Annotated in this window: 22 protein-coding genes; 11 read left to right on the forward strand and 11 right to left on the reverse strand. The window is 63.2% G+C overall.

Annotation, left to right across the window (positions count from 1 at the left end; translation table 11 throughout):
- The first annotated feature begins 21 nt into the window (after positions 1-21).
- From tsaE to hslU, 8 genes are all read left to right on the forward strand, one after another.
- Positions 22-495: a tRNA (adenosine(37)-N6)-threonylcarbamoyltransferase complex ATPase subunit type 1 TsaE gene (gene tsaE, locus KJP30_RS13610; protein ID WP_218449807.1), complete on the forward strand. Its 474-nt coding sequence runs from the start codon at positions 22-24 to the stop codon at positions 493-495.
- Positions 492-1,454, forward strand: a complete 963-nt coding sequence (locus KJP30_RS13615; protein WP_218449808.1) for an aminoglycoside phosphotransferase family protein — start codon at positions 492-494, stop codon at positions 1,452-1,454. Before tsaE ends, KJP30_RS13615 begins: the two co-directional genes overlap by 4 nt.
- On the forward strand, positions 1,439-2,107 hold the full coding sequence (locus KJP30_RS13620; RefSeq protein ID WP_218449809.1) for a nucleotidyltransferase family protein: 669 nt from the start codon (positions 1,439-1,441) through the stop codon (positions 2,105-2,107). The genes KJP30_RS13615 and KJP30_RS13620 overlap by 16 nt, the downstream gene beginning before the upstream one ends.
- Positions 2,100-5,030 carry a double-strand break repair protein AddB gene (addB, locus tag KJP30_RS13625; RefSeq protein ID WP_218449810.1) on the forward strand — a complete coding sequence of 977 codons (2,931 nt, stop codon included), beginning with the start codon at positions 2,100-2,102 and terminating at the stop codon, positions 5,028-5,030. The genes KJP30_RS13620 and addB overlap by 8 nt, the downstream gene beginning before the upstream one ends.
- A complete protein-coding gene (gene addA / locus KJP30_RS13630) occupies positions 5,027-8,407 on the forward strand; it encodes a double-strand break repair helicase AddA (RefSeq protein ID WP_218449811.1) in 3,381 nt (1,126 codons plus the stop codon). The genes addB and addA overlap by 4 nt, the downstream gene beginning before the upstream one ends.
- A gap of 68 nt (positions 8,408-8,475) precedes the next feature.
- A complete protein-coding gene (gene trxA, locus KJP30_RS13635) occupies positions 8,476-8,796 on the forward strand; it encodes a thioredoxin (RefSeq protein WP_218449812.1) in 321 nt (106 codons plus the stop codon).
- 99 nt (positions 8,797-8,895) lie between these two features.
- Positions 8,896-9,447: an ATP-dependent protease subunit HslV gene (gene hslV, locus KJP30_RS13640; protein WP_218449813.1), complete on the forward strand. Its 552-nt coding sequence runs from the start codon at positions 8,896-8,898 to the stop codon at positions 9,445-9,447.
- 87 nt (positions 9,448-9,534) lie between these two features.
- Positions 9,535-10,842, forward strand: a complete 1,308-nt coding sequence (gene hslU, locus KJP30_RS13645) for an ATP-dependent protease ATPase subunit HslU (protein ID WP_218449814.1) — start codon at positions 9,535-9,537, stop codon at positions 10,840-10,842.
- A gap of 44 nt (positions 10,843-10,886) precedes the next feature.
- On the opposite strand, the gene KJP30_RS13650 is transcribed toward hslU, so the two are convergent.
- The 6 genes from KJP30_RS13650 to pip form a co-directional block, all read right to left on the reverse strand.
- The gene (locus tag KJP30_RS13650) at positions 10,887-11,672 is read right to left on the reverse strand and encodes a calcium-binding protein (protein ID WP_218449815.1); all 786 of its coding nucleotides are present in this window, start codon (positions 11,670-11,672) and stop codon (positions 10,887-10,889) included.
- Positions 11,673-11,801: 129 nt separating this feature from the next.
- Positions 11,802-13,355, reverse strand: a complete 1,554-nt coding sequence (locus KJP30_RS13655) for an ABC transporter substrate-binding protein (protein ID WP_218449816.1) — start codon at positions 13,353-13,355, stop codon at positions 11,802-11,804.
- Positions 13,356-13,424: 69 nt separating this feature from the next.
- A complete protein-coding gene (locus KJP30_RS13660; RefSeq protein WP_218449817.1) occupies positions 13,425-15,074 on the reverse strand; it encodes an ABC transporter ATP-binding protein in 1,650 nt (549 codons plus the stop codon).
- Positions 15,075-15,077: 3 nt separating this feature from the next.
- A complete protein-coding gene (locus tag KJP30_RS13665; RefSeq protein WP_218449818.1) occupies positions 15,078-16,274 on the reverse strand; it encodes an ABC transporter permease in 1,197 nt (398 codons plus the stop codon).
- Positions 16,271-17,266, reverse strand: a complete 996-nt coding sequence (locus tag KJP30_RS13670; RefSeq protein ID WP_218449819.1) for an ABC transporter permease — start codon at positions 17,264-17,266, stop codon at positions 16,271-16,273. The genes KJP30_RS13665 and KJP30_RS13670 overlap by 4 nt, the downstream gene beginning before the upstream one ends.
- A 181-nt stretch (positions 17,267-17,447) precedes the next feature.
- Positions 17,448-18,425: a prolyl aminopeptidase gene (gene pip / locus KJP30_RS13675; RefSeq protein ID WP_218449820.1), complete on the reverse strand. Its 978-nt coding sequence runs from the start codon at positions 18,423-18,425 to the stop codon at positions 17,448-17,450.
- A 47-nt stretch (positions 18,426-18,472) separates the two neighbouring features.
- On the opposite strand from pip, the gene ubiG reads away from it, so the two are divergent.
- Entirely contained in the window at positions 18,473-19,210 is a 738-nt protein-coding gene (ubiG, locus tag KJP30_RS13680; RefSeq protein WP_218449821.1) for a bifunctional 2-polyprenyl-6-hydroxyphenol methylase/3-demethylubiquinol 3-O-methyltransferase UbiG, read from the forward strand.
- Positions 19,211-19,574: 364 nt separating this feature from the next.
- Here the strand turns inward: ubiG and KJP30_RS13685 are convergent, their stop codons facing one another.
- The 4 genes from KJP30_RS13685 to KJP30_RS13700 are packed head-to-tail and all read right to left on the reverse strand — an operon-like array spanning position 19,575 to position 21,875.
- Positions 19,575-20,006: a MarR family winged helix-turn-helix transcriptional regulator gene (locus KJP30_RS13685; protein ID WP_218449822.1), complete on the reverse strand. Its 432-nt coding sequence runs from the start codon at positions 20,004-20,006 to the stop codon at positions 19,575-19,577.
- Positions 20,003-20,839 carry a carbon-nitrogen hydrolase family protein gene (locus tag KJP30_RS13690; protein WP_218449823.1) on the reverse strand — a complete coding sequence of 279 codons (837 nt, stop codon included), beginning with the start codon at positions 20,837-20,839 and terminating at the stop codon, positions 20,003-20,005. Before KJP30_RS13690 ends, KJP30_RS13685 begins: the two co-directional genes overlap by 4 nt.
- Complete coding sequence (gene grxC, locus KJP30_RS13695; RefSeq protein ID WP_218449824.1) at positions 20,839-21,096, reverse strand: glutaredoxin 3; 258 nt, start codon at positions 21,094-21,096, stop codon at positions 20,839-20,841. The genes KJP30_RS13690 and grxC overlap by 1 nt, the downstream gene beginning before the upstream one ends.
- A gap of 38 nt (positions 21,097-21,134) precedes the next feature.
- Entirely contained in the window at positions 21,135-21,875 is a 741-nt protein-coding gene (locus tag KJP30_RS13700; protein ID WP_246594492.1) for a ComF family protein, read from the reverse strand.
- 3 nt (positions 21,876-21,878) lie between these two features.
- Here KJP30_RS13700 and KJP30_RS13705 point away from each other — a divergent pair, with 3 nt between their 5' ends.
- Together KJP30_RS13705 and hemH are read left to right on the forward strand one after the other, a co-directional pair.
- The gene (locus tag KJP30_RS13705) at positions 21,879-22,697 is read left to right on the forward strand and encodes a methyltransferase domain-containing protein (protein ID WP_218449825.1); all 819 of its coding nucleotides are present in this window, start codon (positions 21,879-21,881) and stop codon (positions 22,695-22,697) included.
- Between the two features lie 56 nt (positions 22,698-22,753).
- Positions 22,754-23,818, forward strand: a complete 1,065-nt coding sequence (hemH, locus tag KJP30_RS13710; RefSeq protein WP_218449826.1) for a ferrochelatase — start codon at positions 22,754-22,756, stop codon at positions 23,816-23,818.
- A gap of 115 nt (positions 23,819-23,933) precedes the next feature.
- Here the strand turns inward: hemH and KJP30_RS13715 are convergent, their stop codons facing one another.
- Positions 23,934-24,134: a ferrochelatase gene (locus KJP30_RS13715; RefSeq protein ID WP_218449827.1), complete on the reverse strand. Its 201-nt coding sequence runs from the start codon at positions 24,132-24,134 to the stop codon at positions 23,934-23,936.
- Positions 24,135-24,237 lie beyond the last annotated feature (103 nt).

Raw genomic sequence — 24,237 nt, forward strand, 5'->3', positions numbered from 1 at the left:
GGCGCAAGTATCCTCCGCGCCATGACGACCCGCCACGCCAGCCTTACCCTGCCCTCCCCCGATGCCACCTGCGCCCTTGCCCAACGTATCGGGGCCGCGCTTGGCCCCGGCGACGTGCTCTTGCTGTCAGGCGAAATCGGCGCAGGCAAAACACATTTTGCGCGCTGCCTGATCCAATCCCTGCTGGACACGCCCGAAGATGTGCCTTCGCCAACCTTCACGCTGGTACAGACCTATGACACCACCGCCGGGGAACTGTGGCACGCGGACCTGTACCGCCTGACCGGCCCGGATGAGAGCATCGAACTGGGCCTGACCGAGGCTTTCGACAGCGCAATCTGTCTTGTGGAATGGCCGGACAGGCTCGAGGATCTGACCCCGTCCGACGCGCTGCACCTGCATTTCACCGCCGGGGCGGACGACGACAGCCGCAGTCTGACACTCGACTGGCAGGCCCCGCGTTGGGATGACCTAGCCACCGGATGTGCGGGATGAGCGCCTTTCTGGAACGCGCTGGCTGGGCCAATGCCCGTCACGAACCGTTGGCCGGAGATGCATCGGCCCGGCGGTACAGCCGTCTGACCCAAGCGGGGCAATCGGCCATCCTGATGATGGACCCCGAAGGTGACGTGACCTTGTTCGCCCGGCTGGCCCGCTATCTGGGCAGCATCGGACTCAGCGCGCCGCAGATCCTTGCCGAAGACCCCGATCAGGGCTTGTTGCTGATCGAAGATCTTGGCGATGGGCTGATCGCCCGGTTGGCACAGGATCCGGCGGCGGAACGCGACTTGTATCTTTTGGCGGTCGATGCGCTGGTCGAACTGCATCGCCACGCCCCGCCCGAGCGTCTGCCGGTCGCAACACCGGACCGTCTTGCGCAGATGATCGACCTTGCCTTTGTCCATTACACCCAGGCGCCCAAGGCCCGGGAACAGGCCGTTGCCGCCTTTTTGCCGGTGCTGCGGGAACATGCCTCGGCGACCGAGGTCATGGTGCTGCGGGACTACCATGCGGAAAACGTCCTTTTTCTGCCGGATCGGCTTGGCGCGGCCCGCGCTGGCCTGCTGGATTTTCAGGATGCCCTGCTGGGCCACCGCGCCTATGATCTTGTCTCTCTGATCGAAGACGCCCGTCGTGATGTCTCGCCTCATGTCGCAGAGGCCTGTATCGACCGTTACCTTGGCGCCACCGGCCTGCCCGACCCCGGGTTCCGCGCCGCGCTGGCGGTTCTTGGCGCGCAAAGGAACCTGCGCATTCTGGGTGTCTTTGCCCGGCTGGCCGCAACGCGGGGCAAACCGCATTACATCGACCTGATCCCGCGGGTTTGGGGCCATCTGCAATCCGATCTTGCGCACCCGGCGCTGGCCGAAGTCCGGCCAATTCTTGACGCGGCCTTGCCCGCGCCATCCCCCTCTCATCTAGAAAGGCTGAAAAGCGCATGCCCGACGCCGTAATGCTGTTTGCCGCCGGTTTCGGCACCCGGATGGGAGCATTGACAGCGACCCGGCCCAAACCACTGATCGAGGTCGCCGGAAAGCCCTTGCTGGATCACGCGCTGGACCTGACGGCGGGCCTTCGGACCCGCGTGGTCAATGCGCATTACCTTGCGGACCAGATCGCGCAGCATCTTGCAGGCTCCGACGTTCAGGTTTCGACGGAACAGCCCGATATTCTGGACACGGGCGGCGGGCTGCGGCATGCTCTGCCCTTGCTGGGAACGCATTCTGTGTACACCTTGAATACAGACGCAATTTGGAATGGTCCCAACGGGTTGGATCTGCTTTCCAGGGCATGGGACCCGGACAGGATGGATGCGCTATTGCTGTGTGTCCCGCTGGATCGCGCCATCGGCCGCAAGGGTTCAGGCGATTTCAGCCTTGCACCGGACGGTCAACTGACGCGGAACGGCGATCTGGTCTACACCGGCGCGCAAATCATCAAGACCGAGGGGCTGAACGCGATCCCAGACAAGGTGTTTTCGCTGAACCGCCTGTGGAACGAACAGGCCGCCGCCGGGCGGTTGTTCGGGCTGACCTATCCCGGCCAATGGTGCGATGTTGGCCACCCCGAGGGCATCTCCCTCGCCGAAAGGATGTTGAATGTTTAAGACCCCCGGCCCGCGTATGTTCGGCCTGCCCTGCGGCGCGGATTTTGCAACCGAACTTGTGACCGGGCTGCGCGCGCGCCTTGGCGATGCGCCGCCAGAGGCACTGGCCCGGGTCGAGATCTTTGTCAACTCGGACCGCATGGCCCGCCGCCTGCGCGAGGTCTTTGACGCCGGGCCCGCCAGCCTCTTGCCGCGCATCCGGCTGGTCACCGATCTGGCCGATCCGCTGACCAAGGCCGCGCTGCCCACCCCGGTGCCGCCACTGCGCCGACGGCTGGAATTGACCGGGCTGGTGTCCAAACTGCTGGACAGCGCCCCGGATCTGGCCCCGCGCGCGGCCCTTTTCGACCTTGCCGACAGCCTTGCCACCCTGATGGAAGAGATGCAGGGCGAAGGCGTGCCGCCAGAGGTGATCGAAAACCTTGATGTGTCGGACCAATCCGGCCACTGGCAGCGCGCGCTGACCTTTCTGCGCATCGTGCAGCAATATTTCGAGTCCGACAGCGCCCCCGATCCGCAGGCCTATGCCCGCCGCGCGCTGCAACTGCGGCTGGCCGCGTGGGAGATTGCGCCGCCCAGCCATCCGATCCTCGTGGCTGGGTCGACCGGCTCTCGCGGCACCACCGCTGCTTTCATGGAGGCCGTGGCCCGCCTGCCGCAGGGGGCGGTGATCCTGCCCGGTTTCGACGCCGATACGCCCGATCATGTCTGGCACAGCCTCGACAACGCGCTGACCGGCGAAGACCATCCGCAGTTCCGCTTTGCCCGCATGATGCAGGGGCTGGAACTGTCGCCCGGAGATGTCCGCAACTGGACCGAAACACCGCCGCCCAGCGCCGCGCGCAACCGCGTCCTCTCGCTGGCCCTGCGTCCGGCGCCGGTGACGCACCAATGGCTGTCCGAAGGGCCGTCGTTGCCCATGTTGCCGGATGCCATGTCCGACGTGACCCTTCTGGAAGCGCCCAGCCAGCGGGACGAGGCGCTGGCGATCGCACTGCGCCTGCGGCAGGCCGTCAAGGACGGACAGCGGGCCGCCGTCATCACGCCCGACCGGATGCTGACCCGCCGCGTGACCTCGGCGCTGGACCGCTGGAATATCCTGCCCGACGACAGCGGCGGGACACCCGCGCAACTGACCCCGCCGGGGCGGCTTTTGCGGCATGTGTCCGAGTTGTTCGTCAAACCGCTGTCAGCCGAGATGCTGCTGACCCTGCTCAAGCATCCGCTGTCCCATACCGGTGCGGATCGCGGGCCGCATCTGCTGAACACACGCGAACTGGAACTGTACATCCGCAAGACCGGGATGCCCTATCCCCAACCCGAACCGCTGGCGCAATGGGGGCAGACCCGCGCGCAGGGCGATTGGGCCGCATGGGTCGGCGCCCGGTTCTGCGGACAAGAGATCGCCGTCAAACGCCCGCTGGCCGAGTGGGTCGATCATCTTTTGCACCTGACGGAATCCATCTGCGCCGGGCCGGGGATCGACGGCTCGGGCGACCTGTGGAGAGAGGCCGCGGGCCGTAAATTGCGCGGTGTGATGCAGGGCCTTGCACGCGAGGCCCACCACGGCGCTGAAATGAGCGCCCGCGACTTTGCCGACTTGCTGAGCGCGCTTTTGTCCCGCGAAGAGGTCCGCGACCGCGACGCCCCGCACCCCGATATCCTGATCTGGGGCACGCTGGAGGCCCGCGTCATGGATGCGGACCTTGTGATCCTTGCAGGCCTGAACGAAGGCGCGTGGCCGGAACTGCCCGGCGCCGATCCATGGTTGAACCGCGCCATGCGCGCCAAGGCGGGCCTGTTGCTGCCGGAACGGCGCATCGGCCTGTCGGCGCATGACTTTCAACAGGCCGCCGCCGCGCCCGAGGTGTGGTTCTCGCGGTCGATGAAATCCGACGATGCGGAAACCGTGCCCTCGCGCTGGCTGAACCGGTTGATGAACCTGATGCGCGGGTTGGAGTCCCGTGACGGATCCGAGGCGATCAAACAGATGCAGGCGCGCGGCAATCGCTGGCTGGCGCTGGCCCGCGCTTCGGAAACGCCGATCGAGGCGGACCCCGCGACGCGCCCCTCTCCGGCCCCGCCAGCCGAGTCGCGGCCAAGAAAGCTGTCGGTGACAGAGATCAAGCGGCTGGTCCGCGATCCCTTTGCCATCTACGCCAAGCACGTGCTGAAGTTGCGCGCGCTTGATCCGCTGATGCAGGCGCCGGATGCGCTGATGCGCGGTATTCTCACCCACAAGGTGCTGGAGGATTTCGTCAAGGCGACACAGGCGGAACCGCTGAACCTGACGCCCGAGGTGCTGAAGGCGCAGGCGCGCGCAATCATCGGCGACCCCGAACAGGTGCCCTTTCCCACGGTTCGGGCGCTGTGGCAGGCCCGGATGGATCGCATCGCCCAATGGTTCGTCGAAACCGAGATCGAGCGTCAGGGGCAAGCCACGCCCAGCCAGTATGAAATCAGGGGCGAACGCGGCATTCCGGCCTTGGGTTTCGTGTTGACCGCCACCGCCGACCGGATCGACATCGACGGGCGCGGCGGCGCACATATCTACGACTACAAGACCGGTGCCGCCCCTTCGACCAAGGAGCAGGGCAGTTTCGACAAGCAGCTTTTGCTGGAGGCCGCGATGCTGGACGAAGGCGGCTTTCCCCCATTGGATCCGCCCCATGTGGAACGGGCGGTTTTCATCTCGTTGCAACCTTCGAACCCCAAAGAAGTGCTGGCCCCGCTGGAAGAGACCCCGCCCGAACAGGTCTGGGAAGAATTCACCGCGCTGATCGCCGCCTATCACGCGCCGGAAACCGGCTTTACCGCCCGCAGGGCGCTGCAAAAGGACAATGATGCCGGTGATTTCGACCACCTTGCCCGCTTTGGCGAATGGGACGTGACCGATGCCCCGGTCAAGGAGGTGCTGAAATGAAGCGCGACGAGGCAACAGAGGCACAGGTACGCGCCGCCGAACCGGGCCATTCCACGTGGCTCGCGGCCAATGCCGGATCCGGCAAGACCCGCGTTCTGACGGATCGGGTGGCGCGCCTGCTGCTGGACGGGGTGGACCCGTCGCACATCCTTTGCCTGACATACACCAAGGCCGCCGCATCCGAGATGCAGAACCGTTTGTTCAAACGGCTGGGCAGTTGGGCGATGCTGGATCAGGCCGCCCTACAGGACGAATTGCGGCAACTGGGCGTGGAGCGGGTGCTGGACGGTGAATTCCTGCAAGAGGCCCGCACCCTCTTTGCCCGCGCCATCGAAACACCGGGCGGGTTGCGCATCCAGACGATTCACTCGTTTTGCGCCTCGCTTCTGCGGCGCTTTCCGCTAGAGGCGCGGGTCACGCCGCAATTTCAAGAGATGGAAGACCGCGCCGCCGAATTGCTGCGCGCCGACATCCTCGACCGGATCGCCGACGGCCCGCAGGCGGGCCTGCTGGAGGCCATCGTGCCTTTCATCTCAGGCGAAAACATCGAAGGTCTGGCTGCGCAGCTTTGCCGCCACCGGGATGCCTTTCAGCCGCCGATGACCCCGGGGCAAATTCGCGCCGCCTATGGTCTGGGCGAGGATGATGACGAGGACAGCTTGCTGGCCTCGGTCTTTCTGGGGTCCGAGATCCCGCTCTTCCGGTCGCTTGCAGACATCCTCCCCGGGGGCGGCAAGACCGACCAGAAACTGGCCGACAAGCTGGCCGCGATCCAAGCGCCCGATCGCACGGGACTGGCACAGGTGCAGGACGCGCTGCTGACGCAGGCCGGCACGATCCTCAAGACGCTAGGCACCCAGAAGGTGCGCAAGGATGCGCCCGACCTGTTCGAGGCGCTGGACCAGCTTGCCGCGCGGGTCGAGGATTCGCTGGCCACGCAGCGCGCGCTTGTGGCCGCGACACGGGATGCCGCCCTGCACGCCTTTGCCGAGGTGTTCCTGACCGAATACGAAGGCGAAAAGCTGCGCCGCGGCTGGCTGGACTTTGACGATCTCATCACCCGCGCGCGGGATCTGCTAAGCGATCCGGGCGTGGCGGAATGGGTGCTGTACCGTCTTGACGGCGGCATCGACCACATTCTTGTGGACGAGGCGCAGGACACTTCGCCCGTGCAGTGGCAGGTGATCGAACGGCTGGCGCAGGAGTTCACCGCGGGCGAAGGGGCGCGGACCGATATCCGCCGCACCATCTTTGTCGTCGGGGACAAGAAACAATCGATCTATTCCTTTCAGGGCGCCGACCCGTCCGAGTTCGACCGGATGCGGGATGATTTCGCCCGCCGCCTTGCCAATACCGACGCGCCGCTTGTGCCTGCCGATCTGCTGTACAGCTTTCGTTCTGCCGAGCCGATCCTGCGGCTGGTCGACAATACGTTTCGCGGGGCCGAGGCCTCGGGTTTTGTGGGTGACGGGCACCGCGCCTTCAAAGAGGCGATGCCGGGGCGTGTCGACCTTTGGCCCTTGGTTGAAAAGGTCGGTGACGAAGACGATGGCCCGTGGCACGAACCCGTGGACCGGCCCAGCGCCACGCATCACACCGTCAAACTGGCCCAGCGGATTGCGCGGTTCATCCGCCAGACCATCGACAACCGCACCCCGCTGCCCGAAGAAAACGGTCATTCGGGGACTTATCATGCCCGCCCCGTCCACGCGGGCGATTTCCTGATCCTCGTCCAGAAACGCGGCCGCCTGTTCAAGGAGATCATCCGCGCCTGCAAGCAGGAGGACCTGCCCATCGCGGGTGCGGATGTGTTGAAGGTCATGGCCGAACTGGCGGTCAAGGACATCATCGCGCTGCTCAGCTTTCTGTCGACACCCGAAGACAGCCTGTCGTTGGCGACGGTTCTGCGGTCGCCGCTGTTCGGCCTGTCAGAACAGGCGCTGTTCGACCTTGCGCATCGGCGGGACCGCAAGCACCTGTGGGAGGAACTGCGCGCCCGCCGTCAGGACTTTTCGCAGGTGATGCGCGTTCTGGACGACCTGCGGGGACAGACCGATTTCCTGCGCCCCTATGACCTGATTGACCGCATCCTGACCCGGCATGACGGCCGCCGCCTGTTCATCGGGCGCCTTGGACCCGAGGCAGAGGATGGCATCAACGCGCTGCTGCAACAGGCGCTGGCCTATGAGCAAAGCGCAGTGCCCTCGCTGACCGGTTTCCTTGAATGGGCGCGGTCCGACAATCTTCAGATCAAGCGCGCCCCCGACAGCGCGGGCGAAACCCTGCGTGTGATGACGGTACACGGGTCCAAGGGGCTGGAGGCACCGATTGTCATCCTGCCGGACTGCGCCGAACCGGATACCAAGCTGCGCGACGACCTGTTCCGGGACGAACACGGCCCGCTGTGGAAAACGCCCGCCGCGGCCCAGCCCGCCCGGCAACAAGCGGTGATCGAGGCCGCCAAGGAAAAGGCCGCGCAGGAAAAGGACCGCTTGCTGTATGTCGCCATGACCCGGGCCGAGAAATGGCTGATCGTGGCCGCGGCGGGTGATCTGGGGAAATCGGGCGACGCATGGTACGACAAGGTCGCGCGCGGCATGGAATTGTCCGGGCCGGAAAAGCAGGCTTATGACTTCGGCGATCTGGATGGCGGCGAAGGGCTGCGTCTGGGTCTGGCGGACTGGTCGCATCTGCCCTTCAAGGAGCCAGAGGCCAAACACGCCCCCAAGGTCGAGGTGCCCGCAGAGCTGCTGATGCCCGCCCCCGCCCCGCTGGCCAGCACAAAGGCCCGGTCGCCGTCGGATCTTGGCGGTGCCAAGGCACTGCCCGGGGCGGCTGGCGATACCGAAGAGATGGCCAAGGCCCGGGGGACCGCGCTGCATTCGCTGTTGGAAAACCTTGCTCCGCTGCCGGTCGGAGATCGGCCAGAGGCGGCGCTGTCTCTTTGTGACCAGTTGGAAACCGACCCGGACCTTGAATCCGTGGCCGCGCTTTTGCCCGCGATCCGGGATGAGGCGATGACCGTGCTGTCCGCGCCGGATCTGGCACATGTCTTTGCCCCCGATGCGCTGGCCGAGGTCCCCGTGACCGCCGAGCTGCCCGGGCTTGGCCGCATTCATGGCATCATCGACCGGCTGTTGATTCAGGCGGACCGGATCATCGCCGTCGATTTCAAATCGAACCGCACGGTGCCCGGCTCTGTCGAACAGGTGCCGGACGGGTTGCTGCGCCAGATGGGGGCCTATGCCGCCGCGCTGGCACAGGTCTATCCAGACAAACGTGTCGAAACGGCGCTGGTCTGGACAGCCTCCGCACACTACATGCCGCTGCCGCACGATCTTGTGACACAAGCTCTCGGTCGGGCGGGCGCATCTTGACGCGCGCCCGGCCCCTCCATACCTTCCCACACCTGAACAGGCTGCCCCAAATCCTTAGGAGATTCCCCATGGCCACCGTCGCCGTCACCGATGCCACCTTCGACGCCGAAGTGAAGAATTCCGACATTCCCGTTGTCGTCGACTTCTGGGCCGAATGGTGTGGTCCCTGCAAACAGATCGGCCCCGCTCTGGAAGAGCTGTCCGCCGAGATGGAAGGCCGCGTCAAGATCGCCAAGGTCGACGTGGACCAGAACCCCAACACCGCCGCCGCAATGGGTGTGCGCGGGATCCCCGCGCTGTTCGTCTTCAAGGACGGTCAGGCCGTGTCGAACCTTGCCGGTGCACGCCCCAAGGCCGCACTGCAAAGCTGGATCGAAGAGTCGATCTGAGCCGCCTAACCGGCTGATTTCCAAAGGGCGCCTTCGGGCGCCCTTGTCGTTTTTGCCCTCATGGCCCATATCGGCGGTCAACCGAGAAGGAGCATCCACATGTCCGAAGACTTCCCCGGCTGGCACGGCACAACCATCATCGGCGTCCGCAAAGGCGGGCAGGTGGTCATCGCGGGCGACGGGCAGGTGAGCCTGGGCCAGACCGTCATCAAGGGCACCGCGCGCAAGGTACGCCGCCTGTCGCCCGGCGGGCATGACGTGATCTGCGGCTTTGCCGGCTCGACGGCGGATGCCTTTACCCTGCTGGAGCGACTTGAAAAGAAACTGGAGGCCGCACCGGGCCAGTTGCAGCGCGCTAGCGTCGAACTGGCCAAGGACTGGCGCACCGACAAATACCTGCAAAAGCTGGAGGCGATGCTGATCGTCACTGACGGGCAGGAGCTCTATGTCATCACCGGCGCGGGCGACGTTCTGGAACCGGAACATGATGTGGCCGCCATCGGATCGGGCGGCAACTTTGCCTTGGCCGCCGCACGCGCGATGATGGACAGCGACAAAAGCGCCGAAGAGGTCGCCCGCCGCGCCATGGCGATTGCCGCCGACATCTGCGTCTATACCAACGGCAACCTCACGGTTGAAACGCTGGGCTAAGACCGGACGCGCACCACAGGATAACTTCCGTCCACTTGGATTCAGCCGCCGATTGGATATCTCTGAATCCAGATCGAAAGGACCAGAATGACAGATCTCACACCCCGCGAAATCGTCTCGGAACTCGACCGGTTCATCATCGGCCAGCAAGAGGCCAAGCGCGCCGTCGCCGTGGCCCTGCGCAACCGCTGGCGGCGCAAGCAGTTGTCGGATGACCTGCGGGACGAGGTCTATCCCAAGAACATCCTGATGATCGGACCCACCGGCGTCGGCAAGACAGAAATCAGCCGCCGCCTTGCCAAGCTGGCCAAGGCTCCGTTCATCAAGGTCGAAGCCACCAAGTTCACCGAAGTCGGCTATGTCGGGCGCGACGTGGAACAAATCATCCGGGATCTGGTGGATGCCGCGATCATCGACACGCGCGAACACATGCGTGAAGAGGTCAAGGCGCGCGCACACAAGGCCGCCGAAGACCGCGTGATCGAGGCGATTGCCGGCACCGACGCACGCGAAGGCACGCGCGACATGTTCCGCCGCAAGCTCAAGAACGGGGAACTGGACGACACCATGATCGAACTGGACGTGGCCGAAACCGCTTCGCCTTTCCCGATGATGGAGATCCCGGGCCAGCCCGGCGCGAACATGGGCATGGCGAACCTTGGCGATCTGTTTGGCAAGGCGTTTGGCGGCCGGACCACGCGCAAGCGCATGACCGTTGCCGAAAGCTATGAGGTGTTGATCGGCGAAGAGGCCGACAAGCTGCTGGACGACGAGGCGGTCAAGTCCGCCGCGCTGGAAGCGGTTGAGCAGAACGGCATCGTCTTTCTTGACGAGATCGACAAGGTTGCCGCCCGACAAGAGGCACGTGGCGGCGATGTCAGCCGCGAAGGCGTCCAGCGCGACCTGCTGCCGTTGATCGAAGGCACAACCGTGTCGACCAAGCATGGCGCGGTCAAGACCGACCATATCCTCTTCATCGCTTCGGGGGCTTTCCACATCGCCAAGCCGTCGGACCTGTTGCCCGAGTTGCAGGGCCGCCTGCCGATCCGGGTGAACCTGCGGGCGCTGACGGAGGATGATTTCGTCCGCATCCTGACCGAAACTGACAACGCCCTGACCCGCCAGTATACCGCTCTGATGGCGACCGAAGAGGTCACCGTGACCTTCACCGAGGAAGGCATCGCCGCACTGGCCAAGATCGCCGCCGAAGTGAATACCAGCGTCGAGAATATCGGCGCGCGGCGGCTGTATACGGTGATGGAACGGGTCTTCGAAGAGCTGAGCTTTACCGCGCCGGATCAGGCCGGGGTCGAGGTCACGGTGGACGCAGAGTTCGTCGAGAAACACCTGGGCGAGCTGACCCGATCGACGGACCTGAGCCGCTACGTTCTGTGATGAAATGACAAGCCCGGCTCTTTGCCGGGCTTGTTGCATGTACGTCAGGTCTGATTGAGCGTCATGACGTCGTCCAGCGTAAACAGGGTTCCGACCCCGCGCACCGTCATCACGTGCTGATTGCCGTCCGAGATGATGGCATCTTCCTCACCCGGTTCTCCCGCATAGCTGATGCTCAGGTCGCCTGCCTCGCCGGTCTCGGTCGCGTAGACAAGGATGTCTTCGCCGGGGTTGAAATCCAGAACCGTCACGGGGGCGCCCGGTTCGACATATTCACCGCCGATGAACAGGTCTGACCCTGCGCCACCGATCATCAGGTCACCGCTGCCACCGAAAATGGTATCGTCCCCATCGCCACCGTCCAGCGTATCGGGATCGTCGTCCGTGTCCGTCATCGTGCCGTCGAAAGAACCGGCAATGGCACTGGCAAGGCCGGACACCGTCACCGGTGGGTTGTCGAACATGCCTTGCAACCCGTCGACATCCAGCAAACCCGCACCGAACAACAGATCATCGCCGCCGTCCCCGGTCAGCGTGTCCGAGCCTTCGTCGTCGACAAGAATATCGTTGCCGCTGCCGCCGATAAGCTGGTCGTTCCCCTGATTGCCGAACATCAGGTCCGTTCCACCGCCTCCGAACATCACATCGTCACCATCCGAACCGGAAATCAGCTCTCCGGTCAGGTTCGGGTCGATGTCTGACAGATCGATCCGTTCGACATCATCATCCAACTGTGTGGGTTCAGGCCGGTCATCGTCATCAGAGTCCTCCCCGGTCATGACCATCGTACCAGCCGCAGCCATGCCCATCAGGGCGAGTAACCAAAACATCCAATACTCCATAAGTTTTATGGGTCTGGGAATGATCGCGGAATATGGCGGAGTTTTGGTGCCCGGAAGGCAAAAGAAAACGCCCCACCAAATCGGTGGGGCGTCCTATTATTTCGACAACGGAAAGACTTAGGCCATCCACCAACGCTCGGCCATGCGGGCGTTGTCCATCTGCCAGAGATTGCCCACTTTGTCCGGGTTGGCGACCTTGTTCGACACCGCCTGAACGTAGTTGGCGAACATCGGCAGGACCACGCCGCCGTCGTCCTTCAGGATCATCTGCATCTCGGTGTACATCTCACGCCGCTTGTTCGGGTCCAGTTCGGCCCGCGCGGTGATCAGCAGATCCTGGAAACGCTCGCTGTCTTCGCGACCCCACTGGGTGTCGTTCCACGGCACGCCGTCCTCGTAGGCGGTCGAGAACATCCAGTCCTCGGTGGCGCGGCCCGACCAGTAGCAGGCGCAGAAGGGTTTCTTCAGCCAGACGTTCGACCAGTAGCCATCCGCCGGTTCCTGCACCACGTTGATGTTGATGCCGGCGGACTTGGCCGATGCCTGGTACAACTGCGCGGCGTCAACCGCACCTTCGAAGGCGGCGTTCGAAGCCGAAAGGTCGATGTCCAGCGAAGAGAGGCCGGCCTCTTTCAGGTAGAACTTGGCCTTGTCCGGGTCGTAGCTGGTCTGCTCCATGTCGGCAGCGAAATACTGGTTGGCGGGACCGATGGGGGTATCGTTGCCCACGCGGCCATGACCCAGCAGGATCTTGTCGACCATTTCCTGACGGTTGATGGCGAATTTCAGCGCCCGGCGCACGTTCACATCGCTGAACGGTGCGACATTGGTCAGCATGGGGAAGGTGTACTGCTGGTTGCAGGACACTTCCTGAATGCGCACCATCGGGTTCGCCTTGAGCAGCGCCTCGGTCTTGAGGTCGATACGGTTGATCGCGTCGACCTGACCGGTCAGCAGTGCGTTCATCCGGGCGGTGTTGTCGTTCACCGCGATATATTCGACCTCGTCGAAGAAGCCCGCGCTGTCACCCTTGTAGTGGCTGTCGACCCGCTTGGCGACCATGCGCACGCCGGGTTCGAAGCTGGTGACGCTGTAGAGACCGGTGCCGATCCCCTTGGCGATGGCCTCTTCGATCTGGCCCGCCGGATAGATCAGCAGGTGATAATCCGACAGCAGATAGGGGAAGTCGGCATTGCCGGCCTTCAGCGTGAACTGCACCTGATGGTCGGTGATCTTCTTCATCTCGGTGATGGCTTCGACGATCGGCTTGGCCGCCGATTTCGCGCCTTCGGCCACGTGCAGTTGCAACGAGGCAATCACGTCATCCGCGCCAAAGGCCTTGCCATTGTGGAAGGTCACACCCTGACGCAGGTCAAAGGTCCATGTCTTGGCGTCTGCGGTGGCCTCCCACGAGGTGGCCAGTTCGCCCTTGAGCGAGCCATCGGCGGCAACCTCGGTGAGGCTGTCAAAGACGGTGCCCTGCGCCGAAGCGATCATGAACAGGTCGGAATGGGTACGGCCATCCCAGCTGTCCGAGGTATTGGCCCCCGACAGCGCCGCACGAAGGCGGCCACCGCGTTTGGCCTGTGCCCGCAGCGGCAGGCCCGAGGCGGCAAGCACACCGGCGGCCGCGCCGGTGGTCAGAAGTCCACGTCTGCTAATTCTGGTCATTGTCGTCTCCCCTTGGTCAGTTCCCGGCGCGGATCCATTGCCCGGCCGATATTCATTGTGACATTACCTTTACGACATTTTGTCGACGGCGGCATCGCCGATGTTATCAACTCCGCGTTCCCTAAGCAGGTTGGTCAACCAGTCGGGATCCATTTCCGGCACAGAGGACAACAGCAAATCGGTATAGGCGTGGTGCGGCGGCGTGAACATGTCGGTCTTTTGCCCTTGTTCCACGACAACCCCGTCCTTCATCACCACCACTTCGTCCGAAATCGCCCGCACCGTGGCAAGATCATGGGTGATGAACATATAGCTGAGCTTCAGCTCATCCTGAAGGCGGGCCAGAAGTTTCAGGATACCCTCGGCCACCAGCTGATCCAGCGCGCTCGTCACCTCGTCACAGATAATGAAACGCGGCTCGGCGGCAAGGGCACGGGCAATGCCGACGCGCTGTTTCTGGCCACCGGAAAGCTCGCTTGGCAGGCGGTCGAAATACTGGGACGCGGGCAGTTCGATCTGTTCCAGCAGGTGTTCGACCCGTTTGCGTTTCTCGCGTCCTTTCAGACCCATGTAGAATTCCACCGGTCGACCGATGATTTCGCCGATGGGTTTGCGTGGGTTCAGCGCGGTATCGGCCATCTGGTAGATCATCTGCACCTGCCGCAACTGTTCCTTGTTGCGCCTGCGGTAGTCCAGTGGAAGCGGTTTTCCCTCCAGCTCGATCTGGCCAAGGCGCGGCGGCAGCAGTCCGGTGATGCAACGGGCGGTGGTCGATTTGCCAGAGCCGGATTCGCCCACGACCGCAACGGTGCGGCCTTCGTGGATGTCAAAGCTGACATCGTGCAGCACGTCCACCGTGCCATAGGCCGCCGTCACCCCCTGAACAGAAATCACCGGCGTCGCATCCGTGGCAACAGCCGGTTTCTGAGGCCGTTCAAAGGCGCGCACGGCCCAAAGGCTCTTGGTGTATTCCTGCGTCGGGTTCGACAGCATCGAACGGGTGTCGGCCTCTTCGACCTCGTCCCCCTTGAGCAACACCTTGATACGGTCCGCCATCTGGGCAACGACGGCAAGGTCGTGCGTGATATAAATTGCGGCGGTGTCGAATTCCTCGACGATCTCGCGGATGCTGGCCAGCACCTCGATCTGGGTGGTCACGTCCAGCGCTGTCGTCGGTTCGTCAAAGATGATCAGATCAGGGCGGCAGGCCATCGCCATGGCCGTCATGGCCCGCTGCAACTGTCCGCCAGAGACCTGATGCGGATAACGAAAGCCGATCTCGTCGGGGTTGGGCAGGCGCAGCTTGCGGTACAGTTCCACCCCGTCAGCGGCGCTTTCGGCACGGGATGACACGCCATGCTGTACCGGCGCCTCGGTATGCTGGTCGATCAGTTTGTGCGCGGGGTTAAAGCTGGCCGCGGCGGATTGGGCGACATAGGCGATGCGCTTGCCCAGCAACTGACGCTTTTTCTCGGCACTGGCGGCCAAAAGGTCGATGCCGTCGAAGTGAACGCTACCGCCGGAGATCCGTACACCGTCACGGCAGAACCCCATGGCGGCAAGGCCCAGTGTGGATTTGCCCGCGCCGGATTCTCCGATCAGGCCCAGCACCTCGCCCTTTTTCAGGGTCAGGTCCACGCCTTTGATGATCGGCATCCAGGTTTCGTCCGAACGGCCTTCGATCTGAACATCGCGCATTTCGACAAGAAATTCAGACATGGCTTAGTCCTTCAGGCCCGAGCTGCGGTTCAGCATCCAGTCGACGACAAAGTTCACCGCCACGGTCAGCAGGGCGATGGCACCCGCCGCCAGAAGCGGCACGCTGGCCGCCAAGGGCGCAAAACTGGCGTAGTTGATAAAGGCCGAGAGATCCTTGACCATCGTCCCCCAGTCCGCCAGCGGCGGCTGGATGCCAAGACCAAGGAAGCTGAGCGCCGAGATCGTCAGGAAGACAAAGCAGAAACGCAGACCGAATTCGGCCAACAGCGGTGCGGTGGCATTGGGCAGGATCTCGCGGAAGATGAGATAGCCCAGCCCCTCGCCGCGCAGCTTGGCGGCCTCGATGTAATCCATCACGACGATGTTCATGCCCACGGCCCGCGCAAGACGGAACACCCGGGTCGAATCGATCACCGCGATGATGACGACCATGGCGATCGTCAGCCCGAAACCGGACACCCAGGCCGAGGCGACCGTGATGAGCAGAAGCGAGAAGATCAGCGAGGGAATCGCCATCAACACATCGACCATGCGGCTGAGGATCTGGTCCAGCCAGCCTTGCAGCACCGCCGCCAGAAAGCCGAAGGTCCCGCCAAGGAAAAATGCCAGAAGCGTCGTGGCAAAGGCGATCCCGACGGTGTTTTGCGCGCCGTAGATCAGCCGCGACAGGATATCTCGACCGATCTGGTCGGTGCCCAGCGGGAATTCCGGGTTGCCGCCCAGCGCGGGATTGCCGCCCGGCACGATGTTGGCCTGACCAAAAACCTGTTCCTGTCCGTATGGAGCCAACGCACCGGCGAAGATGGCAAGAAAGGCATAGACAAGTATGACCAGCACGCCGAAGGACGCGGTCAGCGGCATCTGGCGGAACATCTTGCGGCTGCCAGCGGTGCCCACCGTGCGCCCGACAAGGCGAAACACAAAGGCGGCCGCGGCACCGATCAGGACGCCCTGCACGGCCCAGCGAAAGAACTGGACCGCAGCGACCGGCGCACCCGCCTCTGTTACCGTCGGCTGAAAGTAGAACCAGACCCCAAAGACCAGCAAGGCCGCGCCAAGGACATACCCAAAAGCCACAGCCAGGGGCATGTCACGAAAGACCGGCTTGTTTCCGGTCACCTGCTGGCCAACAAAGCGCATCCCCCAGCCAGCCGCCAGAAGGACCGCAAGGGCGGCGGCGATCCACAGAATCGTCGTCATTTCGGATGCCTCAGGCGCGGGTTGGACAGGATCGACAAAACGTCAGCGGTCAGGTTGAGCAGGATATAGGCAGCCGCAAAGATCAGACAGCAGGCCTGCACCACGGGAATGTCCCGGATCTTGACGCTGTCCACGAACAGCTGGCCGATGCCCGGATAGACAAAGACCACCTCGACCACGACAACCCCGGTGATCAGGTAGGCAAGGTTCAGCGCAATCACGTTGATGATCGGGGCCAGCGCATTGGGAAGCGCATGGGTCACGATCACCCGCATCGGCTTGATCCCTTTCAACCGCGCCATCTCGATGTAGGGACTGGCAAGCAGGTTGATGATCGCCGCCCGTGTCATCCGCATCATATGCGCCGTCACTACCAAGGTCAGCGTCAGCGCCGGCAACAAGGTTTTTTGCAGCCGCTCCACAAAGCTCATCCCCTCATAGATGTTCGACAGCGACGGCAGTAGCGGGTTCAGCACCGCAAGGAAGAGGATCAGGATGTAAGCAAGGAAAAACTCGGGCGAGGAAATCGAGGTCAGGGTCGAGATATTCGCCACCTTGTCAAAAACCGAGTTCCGGTAAAGCGCCGCAAGAATGCCCAAAGTCACCGCAAAGGGCACGGCAATGGCCGCCGTCACGCCTGCAAGGAACATTGTATTGGCAAAGCGCGGTGCGATCTGTTGCGCCACGGTGACCCGCACGCCCGAATCGTCGCCCACGAAACTGGCAAAATTGGCCTGGGCAAAGGAATTGCCCAAGTCGCCCTGCAAAGCGCCACCCAACCAGTCGAGGTAGCGCATAACGGGGTGTTGATCGAGCCCGAGGTCACGGCGGATGGCCTCGACCGCTTCGGGAGTTGCGCCCTGCCCAAGGATCGCCTCGGCGAAATCCCCGGGAAGCATGTTCACCGCCGTAAAGATGACGATGGACACGATGAACAGGGTCAGAAGGCCCAGCGCCAGACGCTGGAGGATGATTTTGAGAACCGGGTTCAAGGTCCCTGCCGGTGTTTTGTTTTCATTACACCTAGGTTACCGCCTGAAACTCATGTGTAAACCCCGTCATTTTAACAGGTTGCACGCGAAAACATGCCGCGAGGCGCATGGCGATTGCGGAACCGGCAGTCCACCAGTCCCTTCATGCCTGCCATCCTGCTTCCGGCGGGCTTGTGCGGGCTCAGCCCGTCAGGTCCGCCAGATCATCCATAACCCGGACCAGTTCGGCACTGATACCGGGCTCTGACAATGCATGCCCGGCGTTTCGGATCATCCGCAAATCCGCCCCGGGCCACGCCTTGGCCAGTTCCCATGCGCGGCGCGGAGGGCAGATCATGTCGTACCGCCCCTGCACGATGACCCCGGGAATCCCCGCGATCCGATCCACGTTTTTCAGGATCCAACCGTCTTCCTCAAGGAAACCTGCATGGGTGAAATAGTGGTTTTCCAACCGGGCAAAGGCGCGGGCATATTCGCCGGGCGCCTCTCCGCCGTGGCCATTGGAATAAACCGAGGCCAGCGCATTTTCCCACGCCGACCAAGCCTGCGCATAGCGGGTTTCGGTCCGCAGGTCGCCACTGAACAGCCGCCGGTGATAGGCTCCGATCAGATCGTCCTGCTCGTCCTCGGGAATCATGTCCGAAAACCGCGCCCATGGTTCGGGCCAGAACTGCCCCGCGCCACCGCCATAGAACCAGTCCAGCTCGGCCTGGGTCATCATGAAAACGCCGCGCAGCACCAGTTGCAGAACCGCCTCCGGGTGACTGATGGCATAGATCAGCGCCAGCGTCGCGCCCCAGCTTCCGCCAAAAACCACGGCCCGGTCGATATCCAGCGCGGCGCGGATCCGCTCGATGTCGGCCACAAGATCCCATGTCGTGTTGTTGACGACGCTGGCATGCGGCCGCGACCGGCCACAGCCGCGCTGGTCAAACAGCACCACCCGGTAATGATCCGGGTTGAAATAGCGCCGCATCGCCGGGCTGCATCCGCCCCCCGGACCGCCGTGCAGGACGATGACCGGCACACCTTCGGGATTGCCGCATTGCTCGACATAGATCGAATGGCCGTCGCCGACCTCCAGCATCCGCTGATCGAACGGGTCGACCGCGGGATAGAGATACTGCACTGCGCGCTTTTGGCCCGGGATTTTGTCCATGCCCTACCTATATTGCCCCTCAAGGCCAAAAGACCATGGGGAAAGTCATGACGACCACAGTCGATGCATCCGAGATCGCAAAGTTCGAAGCGATGGCCGCAGAATGGTGGGACCCGAACGGCAAGTTCAAGCCCCTGCACATGCTCAATCCCTGCCGGCTGGACTACATCACCAGCCAGATCGCGGCAGAGTATGACCGCGACCTGACCACCCCGCGCCCCTTCGAAGGGCTGCGGATCATGGACATCGGCTGCGGCGGCGGGTTGCTGTCCGAACCCATGGCCCGGCTGGGCGCCGATGTGGTGGGCGTCGATGCCGCTGAACGCAATATTCCCGTGGCCCGGACCCACGCCACCCAATCCGGGCTGGAGATCGACTATCGCTTTACCACCGCCGAAGCGATGGCCGAAGCCGGAGAGCGATTCGACGTGGTCCTGAACATGGAAGTGGTCGAACATGTGGCCGATCCGCTGGCCTACCTGACCGCCTGCCAGCAATTGCTGAAACCCGGCGGGCTGCACATCTGTTCGACCATCAACCGGAACCCCAAGAGCTTTGCCATGGCCATCGTCGGCGCGGAATACGTCATGCGCTGGCTGCCCAAGGGCACACATGAATGGCACAAGTTCATCACCCCGGACGAACTTTACGACCTGATGCGCCGCGCCGGGCTGGAACCGGTCGACCGCAAGGGCTTTGTCTTCAACCCGGTCAGCTGGACATGGCGCCTGTCAGACCGCGACCTCAGCGTAAACTACGTTACCGCCGCACTGAAACCCGTCTGACATCCACAATTGTAAGGCGGAAGGATACGCCCGGCGTCCCTGCCAACCTGACAGTATCTGCCCCGTTGCAAGCCGCCCAACGGAACAGCGTCCTGATGACAGGCGTCTTCTTCGAAAACGCCGGTAATCGACGCGCCAAAATGACCGGGCTGAACATCCCGCAACGGGCGCTGCGAGGTGTCTGGTATCTCCCGGCGTCTGGCCCGTGCAACAACCGCGCCCAAACCGCCCGCTGAAAGACCCGTGCTGGAAAAAGCCACTCGCCCCGGAACATATCGCCCGGACAAACTGGCAACCGCGGTTTCTTCTTGGCAAAAATACTCCGGGGGTGAATTGCCCGCAGGGCAAGAGGGGGCAGCGCCCCCTACTCTTCCAGCCGCAGGCGCAGCTCGCGCAAGACCGGCAAGGCCGCGCGCACACGGTCCTCGCCAAGATCGCCCATCATCTCGTCGATCAGCGGCATGATCGCCGCCAACGCCGCGTCGCGTGCCGAATGACCCGCAGGTGAGATCGACACAAGCTTGCGCCGGGCATCGTCCCAGTCGGGGCGGATATGCACGTATCCGGCGATTTCCAGTTTGGACAACGTATTGGTCATCGCCCCGCGCGTGACGTGAAAGGCGCGGGCCAGTTGTGCCGGGGTCTTCTCACCGCCCCGGCCAAGGTGATTCAGCACTGAGAAATGCGAGATTTCCATCCGGTTCGGCAGAACGCGCGTCAGCCGGGCCCGCAGCAATTGATCGGCGGTCAAAAGCTCGGAAATCAACGAAATCGCAAGGCTGCTGGCGTCGCTCATGTCGACGGCCCCGAATAGGCGCGATCATGGGTCAGCGCGGGCACCTTGCGCCGCGCCTCGTCCACCTTGCCCAGGTCCAGATCCACGCAAAAGACACCCGGCTCGGTGCCCGCGTCCAGCAGGATCTCTCCCCATGGAGAGACTGCCATCGAGTGCCCATAGGTTTTGCGGCTGCGCCCGGACCGCGCGGCGTGTTGCCCGGTCTGCGCCGGAGCAAGGACGTAACAGCCGGTCTCGATGGCCCGCGCCTGCAACAGTGGTTGCCAATGGGCCGGGCCGGTACCCGGCGAAAAGGCCGCTGGAACCGTCAGGATCCGGGCCCCCGCCTGCGCCAGCGCGCGGTAGAGATAGGCAAAGCGAACATCGTAGCAGACCGTCATCCCGATCGCTGCCAAGGGAGTTTCGGCCAGAACGGCCCTGTCCCCGGGCGCATAGCCCGAAGATTCGCGGTAGGTTTCGGTCTCGGACACCTGCACGTCGAACATGTGCATCTTGTCATAGCGCGCCGTGATGCCGCCATCCGGTCCAATTAGGACCGAGCGATTGACAAACCGCGTCTCGGGCGGCTCTGCCTTCAAGGCCAGCGATCCGGCCAGCACCCAAAGCCCAAGCTCGGCCGCCTGCCTGCGCAATCCGGCAAGCACCGGATCCGCGGATTCCGGGCGCAGGACGTTCGCCTGATGCGCCCGGTCCATGGACACGCAATTGCAGACTTCGGGCGTCAGGGCGATCTGCGCGCCCTCTGCCTGTGCCTGCCGCAACATCCGCGACAGGGTTTCAAGGTTCTCGTCCGGATCGTCGGACGAGGTCATCTGCAACAGCGCGGCCCGCATCACCCGGCCAGAAGGGTGTCCAGCTTGCCCTGCCGTTCAAGGGCCGCCAGATCATCAAAACCGCCCACGTGGGTCTCTCCGATAAAGATCTGCGGCACGGTGTGCCGCCCGTTGGCGCGGTCCATCATCTCGGACCGGCGCTGCGGTTCTTCCAGAACGTTGATGCCGGCATAATCGACACCCTTGCTGTCAAGCAGCCGCTTGGCCGCGTGGCAATAGCCGCAGAGCGGCGAAAAATACATCTCGACCGGTTTCATTCTCGGTCCTCCAGATCGTTCGTGCGTACCTGATGGATTTAGGCGTCTTTGGCGGCGCGCGCCAGCACGCTGACACAAACCTCTGTTGCACCGGCTGCAAGACAGGCCTCGGTGGCACCGGCCAGCGTTGCGCCGCTGGTCATGACATCATCGACCAAAAGAACCGGACGCCCAGCGATCATTCCTGCACGCGATGGGGCCACGGTGATTTTTCCATGCAGGGCAACGAACCGCTCTTCGCGGCTCTTGCCCTCCAGCGAAGGTGTCGCCTTGCGCCGCTCCAGCGCGTCGGGACACCAGTCGCATTCCAACTCGGCGGCCAAAGCCTCGGCCAGCAGGGCGGATTGGTTGAAACGCCGTTTCAGGTGCCGGCGCACATGCAGAGGGATCGGCAGGATCAACATGTCTTCCCGGACAAGATCCCGCGTGACCCGCGCCATCCACTTGGCCGCCGGGCGCGCTATGTCATGCCTGTCGCCATGTTTCAGCGCCAGTACCAAGTGCCGCCCGCGATCCCGATAAACAAGGGCCGCGCGCCCCTGATGCCAGGGGCGGGAAATGCTGAGACAGTCATCGCACAGTTCTGCCTGATGCGACTGCCCCGGCAAAGGCACACCACATAGATCACAGGACAGCCCGGCGACAAAAGGCGTATCCCGCCAACAGGTCCCGCAGAGGCCGAAATCCGATTCCACCAGTCCGCCACAGGCAAGGCAGCGCGGCGGATAGACCATCTGCACCAGGGTTTGCATCCCTGCCGACCAAAGCCTATGAGCCATCATATGCCCAATCCTCCACGCCTCACCGACCGATCTGCCCTGAAACGCCACCGCGCCCGCGCGAAGGCCGACGCGCTGTTCCTGCACGAGGCCGCCCGCGACGACGCGCAGGATCGTCTGGCAATGGTTAACAGGGCGTTTAAACAGGTGGCGATCGTCACCCCATTTCCACAGATCTGGCGGCCCGCCTTTCCCGAGGCCCGGATCATTCCCGATGCCGAAGTGCTGGACCTGACAGAAGCCGCGCATGATCTGGTGATCCATGCACTGAGCCTGCATTGGGCGGACGATCCGATCGGCCAGCTGATTCAGTGCCGCCGGGCCCTGCAACCGGACGGGCTGTGCCTTGTGCTGACGCTGGGCGGGCAGACGCTGCACGAACTGCGCGCCGCGCTTGCGCAGGCCGAAACCGAAGTCACAGGCGGGCTGTCGCCCCGCGTGGCCCCGATGGGCGAGATCCGCGACCTGGGTGCGCTATTGCAACGGGCCGGGCTGGCCTTGCCGGTGGCCGATTCCACCCCTTTGACCGCCAGCTATGCCACCCCGCTGCACCTGATGCAGGAATTGCGCGCGATGGGCGAAAACAACGCGCTGGCCGGGCGGCTGCGGCATCCGACCCGGCGTGCGGTGATGATGCGCGCGGTTGAAATCTATTCGCAGGCCTTTGCCCTGCCCGATGGCCGCGTACCGGCCACATTCGAGCTGATCACCCTGACCGGCTGGGCCCCGGACGCCTCTCAGCCGCAACCCTTGCGGCCCGGTTCTGCGGCACAGCGGCTTGCCGATGCGCTGAACACCTCGGAAACGCCCCTGAAAGATTGACGTATCGCGGAACGGCGATACTTACTGCGAAACTGCACGACCACGGGAAATCCAGCATGCTCGACGCCACCCATTCCGCCAGCCGCCCGGACCATGCACCCGCCGACCACCCGGCCCTGCCGAAAGAGCGCGTGGGCATTTTGCTGGCCAATCTGGGCACGCCGGATGCAACCGACTATTGGTCGATGCGGCGCTATCTGAACGAGTTTCTGTCCGACCAGCGGGTGATCGACTATCCGCGCTGGAAATGGCAGCCACTGCTGCAACTCATCATCCTGTCGAAACGGCCTTTCAGCTCGGGCGCGGCCTATAAGTCGATCTGGAACGAAGAGGCGAATGAAAGCCCCCTGATGACGATCACCAAGGCGCAGACCGCCGCCATCGCGCAAAAGATGACCGAGCGCTACGGCGATCAAGTCATGGTGGATTTCTGCATGCGCTACGGCAATCCCTCGACCAAGTCCAAGGTCCGCGAGATGGTCGAGGCGGGCTGTCGCAAGATCCTGTTCTTCCCGCTGTATCCGCAATACGCGGGCGCCACTTCGGCCACGGCGAACGACCAGTTCTTTCGCGCGCTGATGGAAGAGAAATGGCAGCCGACAGCACGGATCGTCGACCCCTATTTCGGCCATCCGATGTATATCGAAGCACTGGCCCAATCGATCGAACGTGCCTATGCACAGGCGGATTCCCGCCCGGACATCCTGGTCTGTTCGTATCATGGCGTGCCGCAACGCTATCTGATGGAAGGCGATCCCTACCATTGCCAGTGCCAGAAAACGACGCGCCTGCTGCGCGAGCGTCTTGGCTGGGACAAGACCCAGATCACGACCACTTTCCAGAGTCGATTCGGCCCCGAAGAATGGCTGAAACCCTATACGGTGGACGAGGTCGCGCGGCTGGCGAAAGAGGACGGCAAAAAGCACATCGCCGTCTGTGCCCCGGCTTTTTCGGCCGACTGCATCGAGACGCTTGAAGAGATCAACGAAGAGATCAAGGAAAGCTTTGAAGAGGCGGGCGGCGAGAAGTTCACCTATATCCCCTGCCTCAACGACGATCCTGCGCATGTCGACGCGCTGTCACGTGTGATCGAGGAAAACCTTGGCGGCTGGGTCGACTGACCCGATCACGGCCCCGGTCCCCGGACCGGGGATTTCACCCGAAGCGGTTGTCCGGAAATGAAAAAGGCGGTGTCGTCACACCGCCTTTTTGCATGATCTTGAAACCGGTGACGGATTAGTCAGCGGCAACAGCTGCGATGATCGCGATCAGGAGCAGCGGGATCAGGAGACCAGCGGAGGACGATGCCTCTTGGGTTTCTTCCACGACCACGACGGGTTCCATCACCACTTCGTCCTTGGCGTACGACTTGTACGAACCAGCGAATGCGGTGGATGCTGCGCCAGCGAAAACGGCTGCGAGAGCGAGTTTTTTCATGTTACTTCTCCAGATATTCGCCTATCGCGGCCACTATGGAACGCACGACAGGCACCCAAGACTTACCTCGTGTCACTGTCTAAGCAGTATTTCAGAGGCTTTG

This window comes from Antarctobacter sediminis, from assembly GCF_019218285.1.
GTDB classification, from domain to species: Bacteria; Pseudomonadota; Alphaproteobacteria; order Rhodobacterales; family Rhodobacteraceae; genus Antarctobacter; species Antarctobacter sediminis.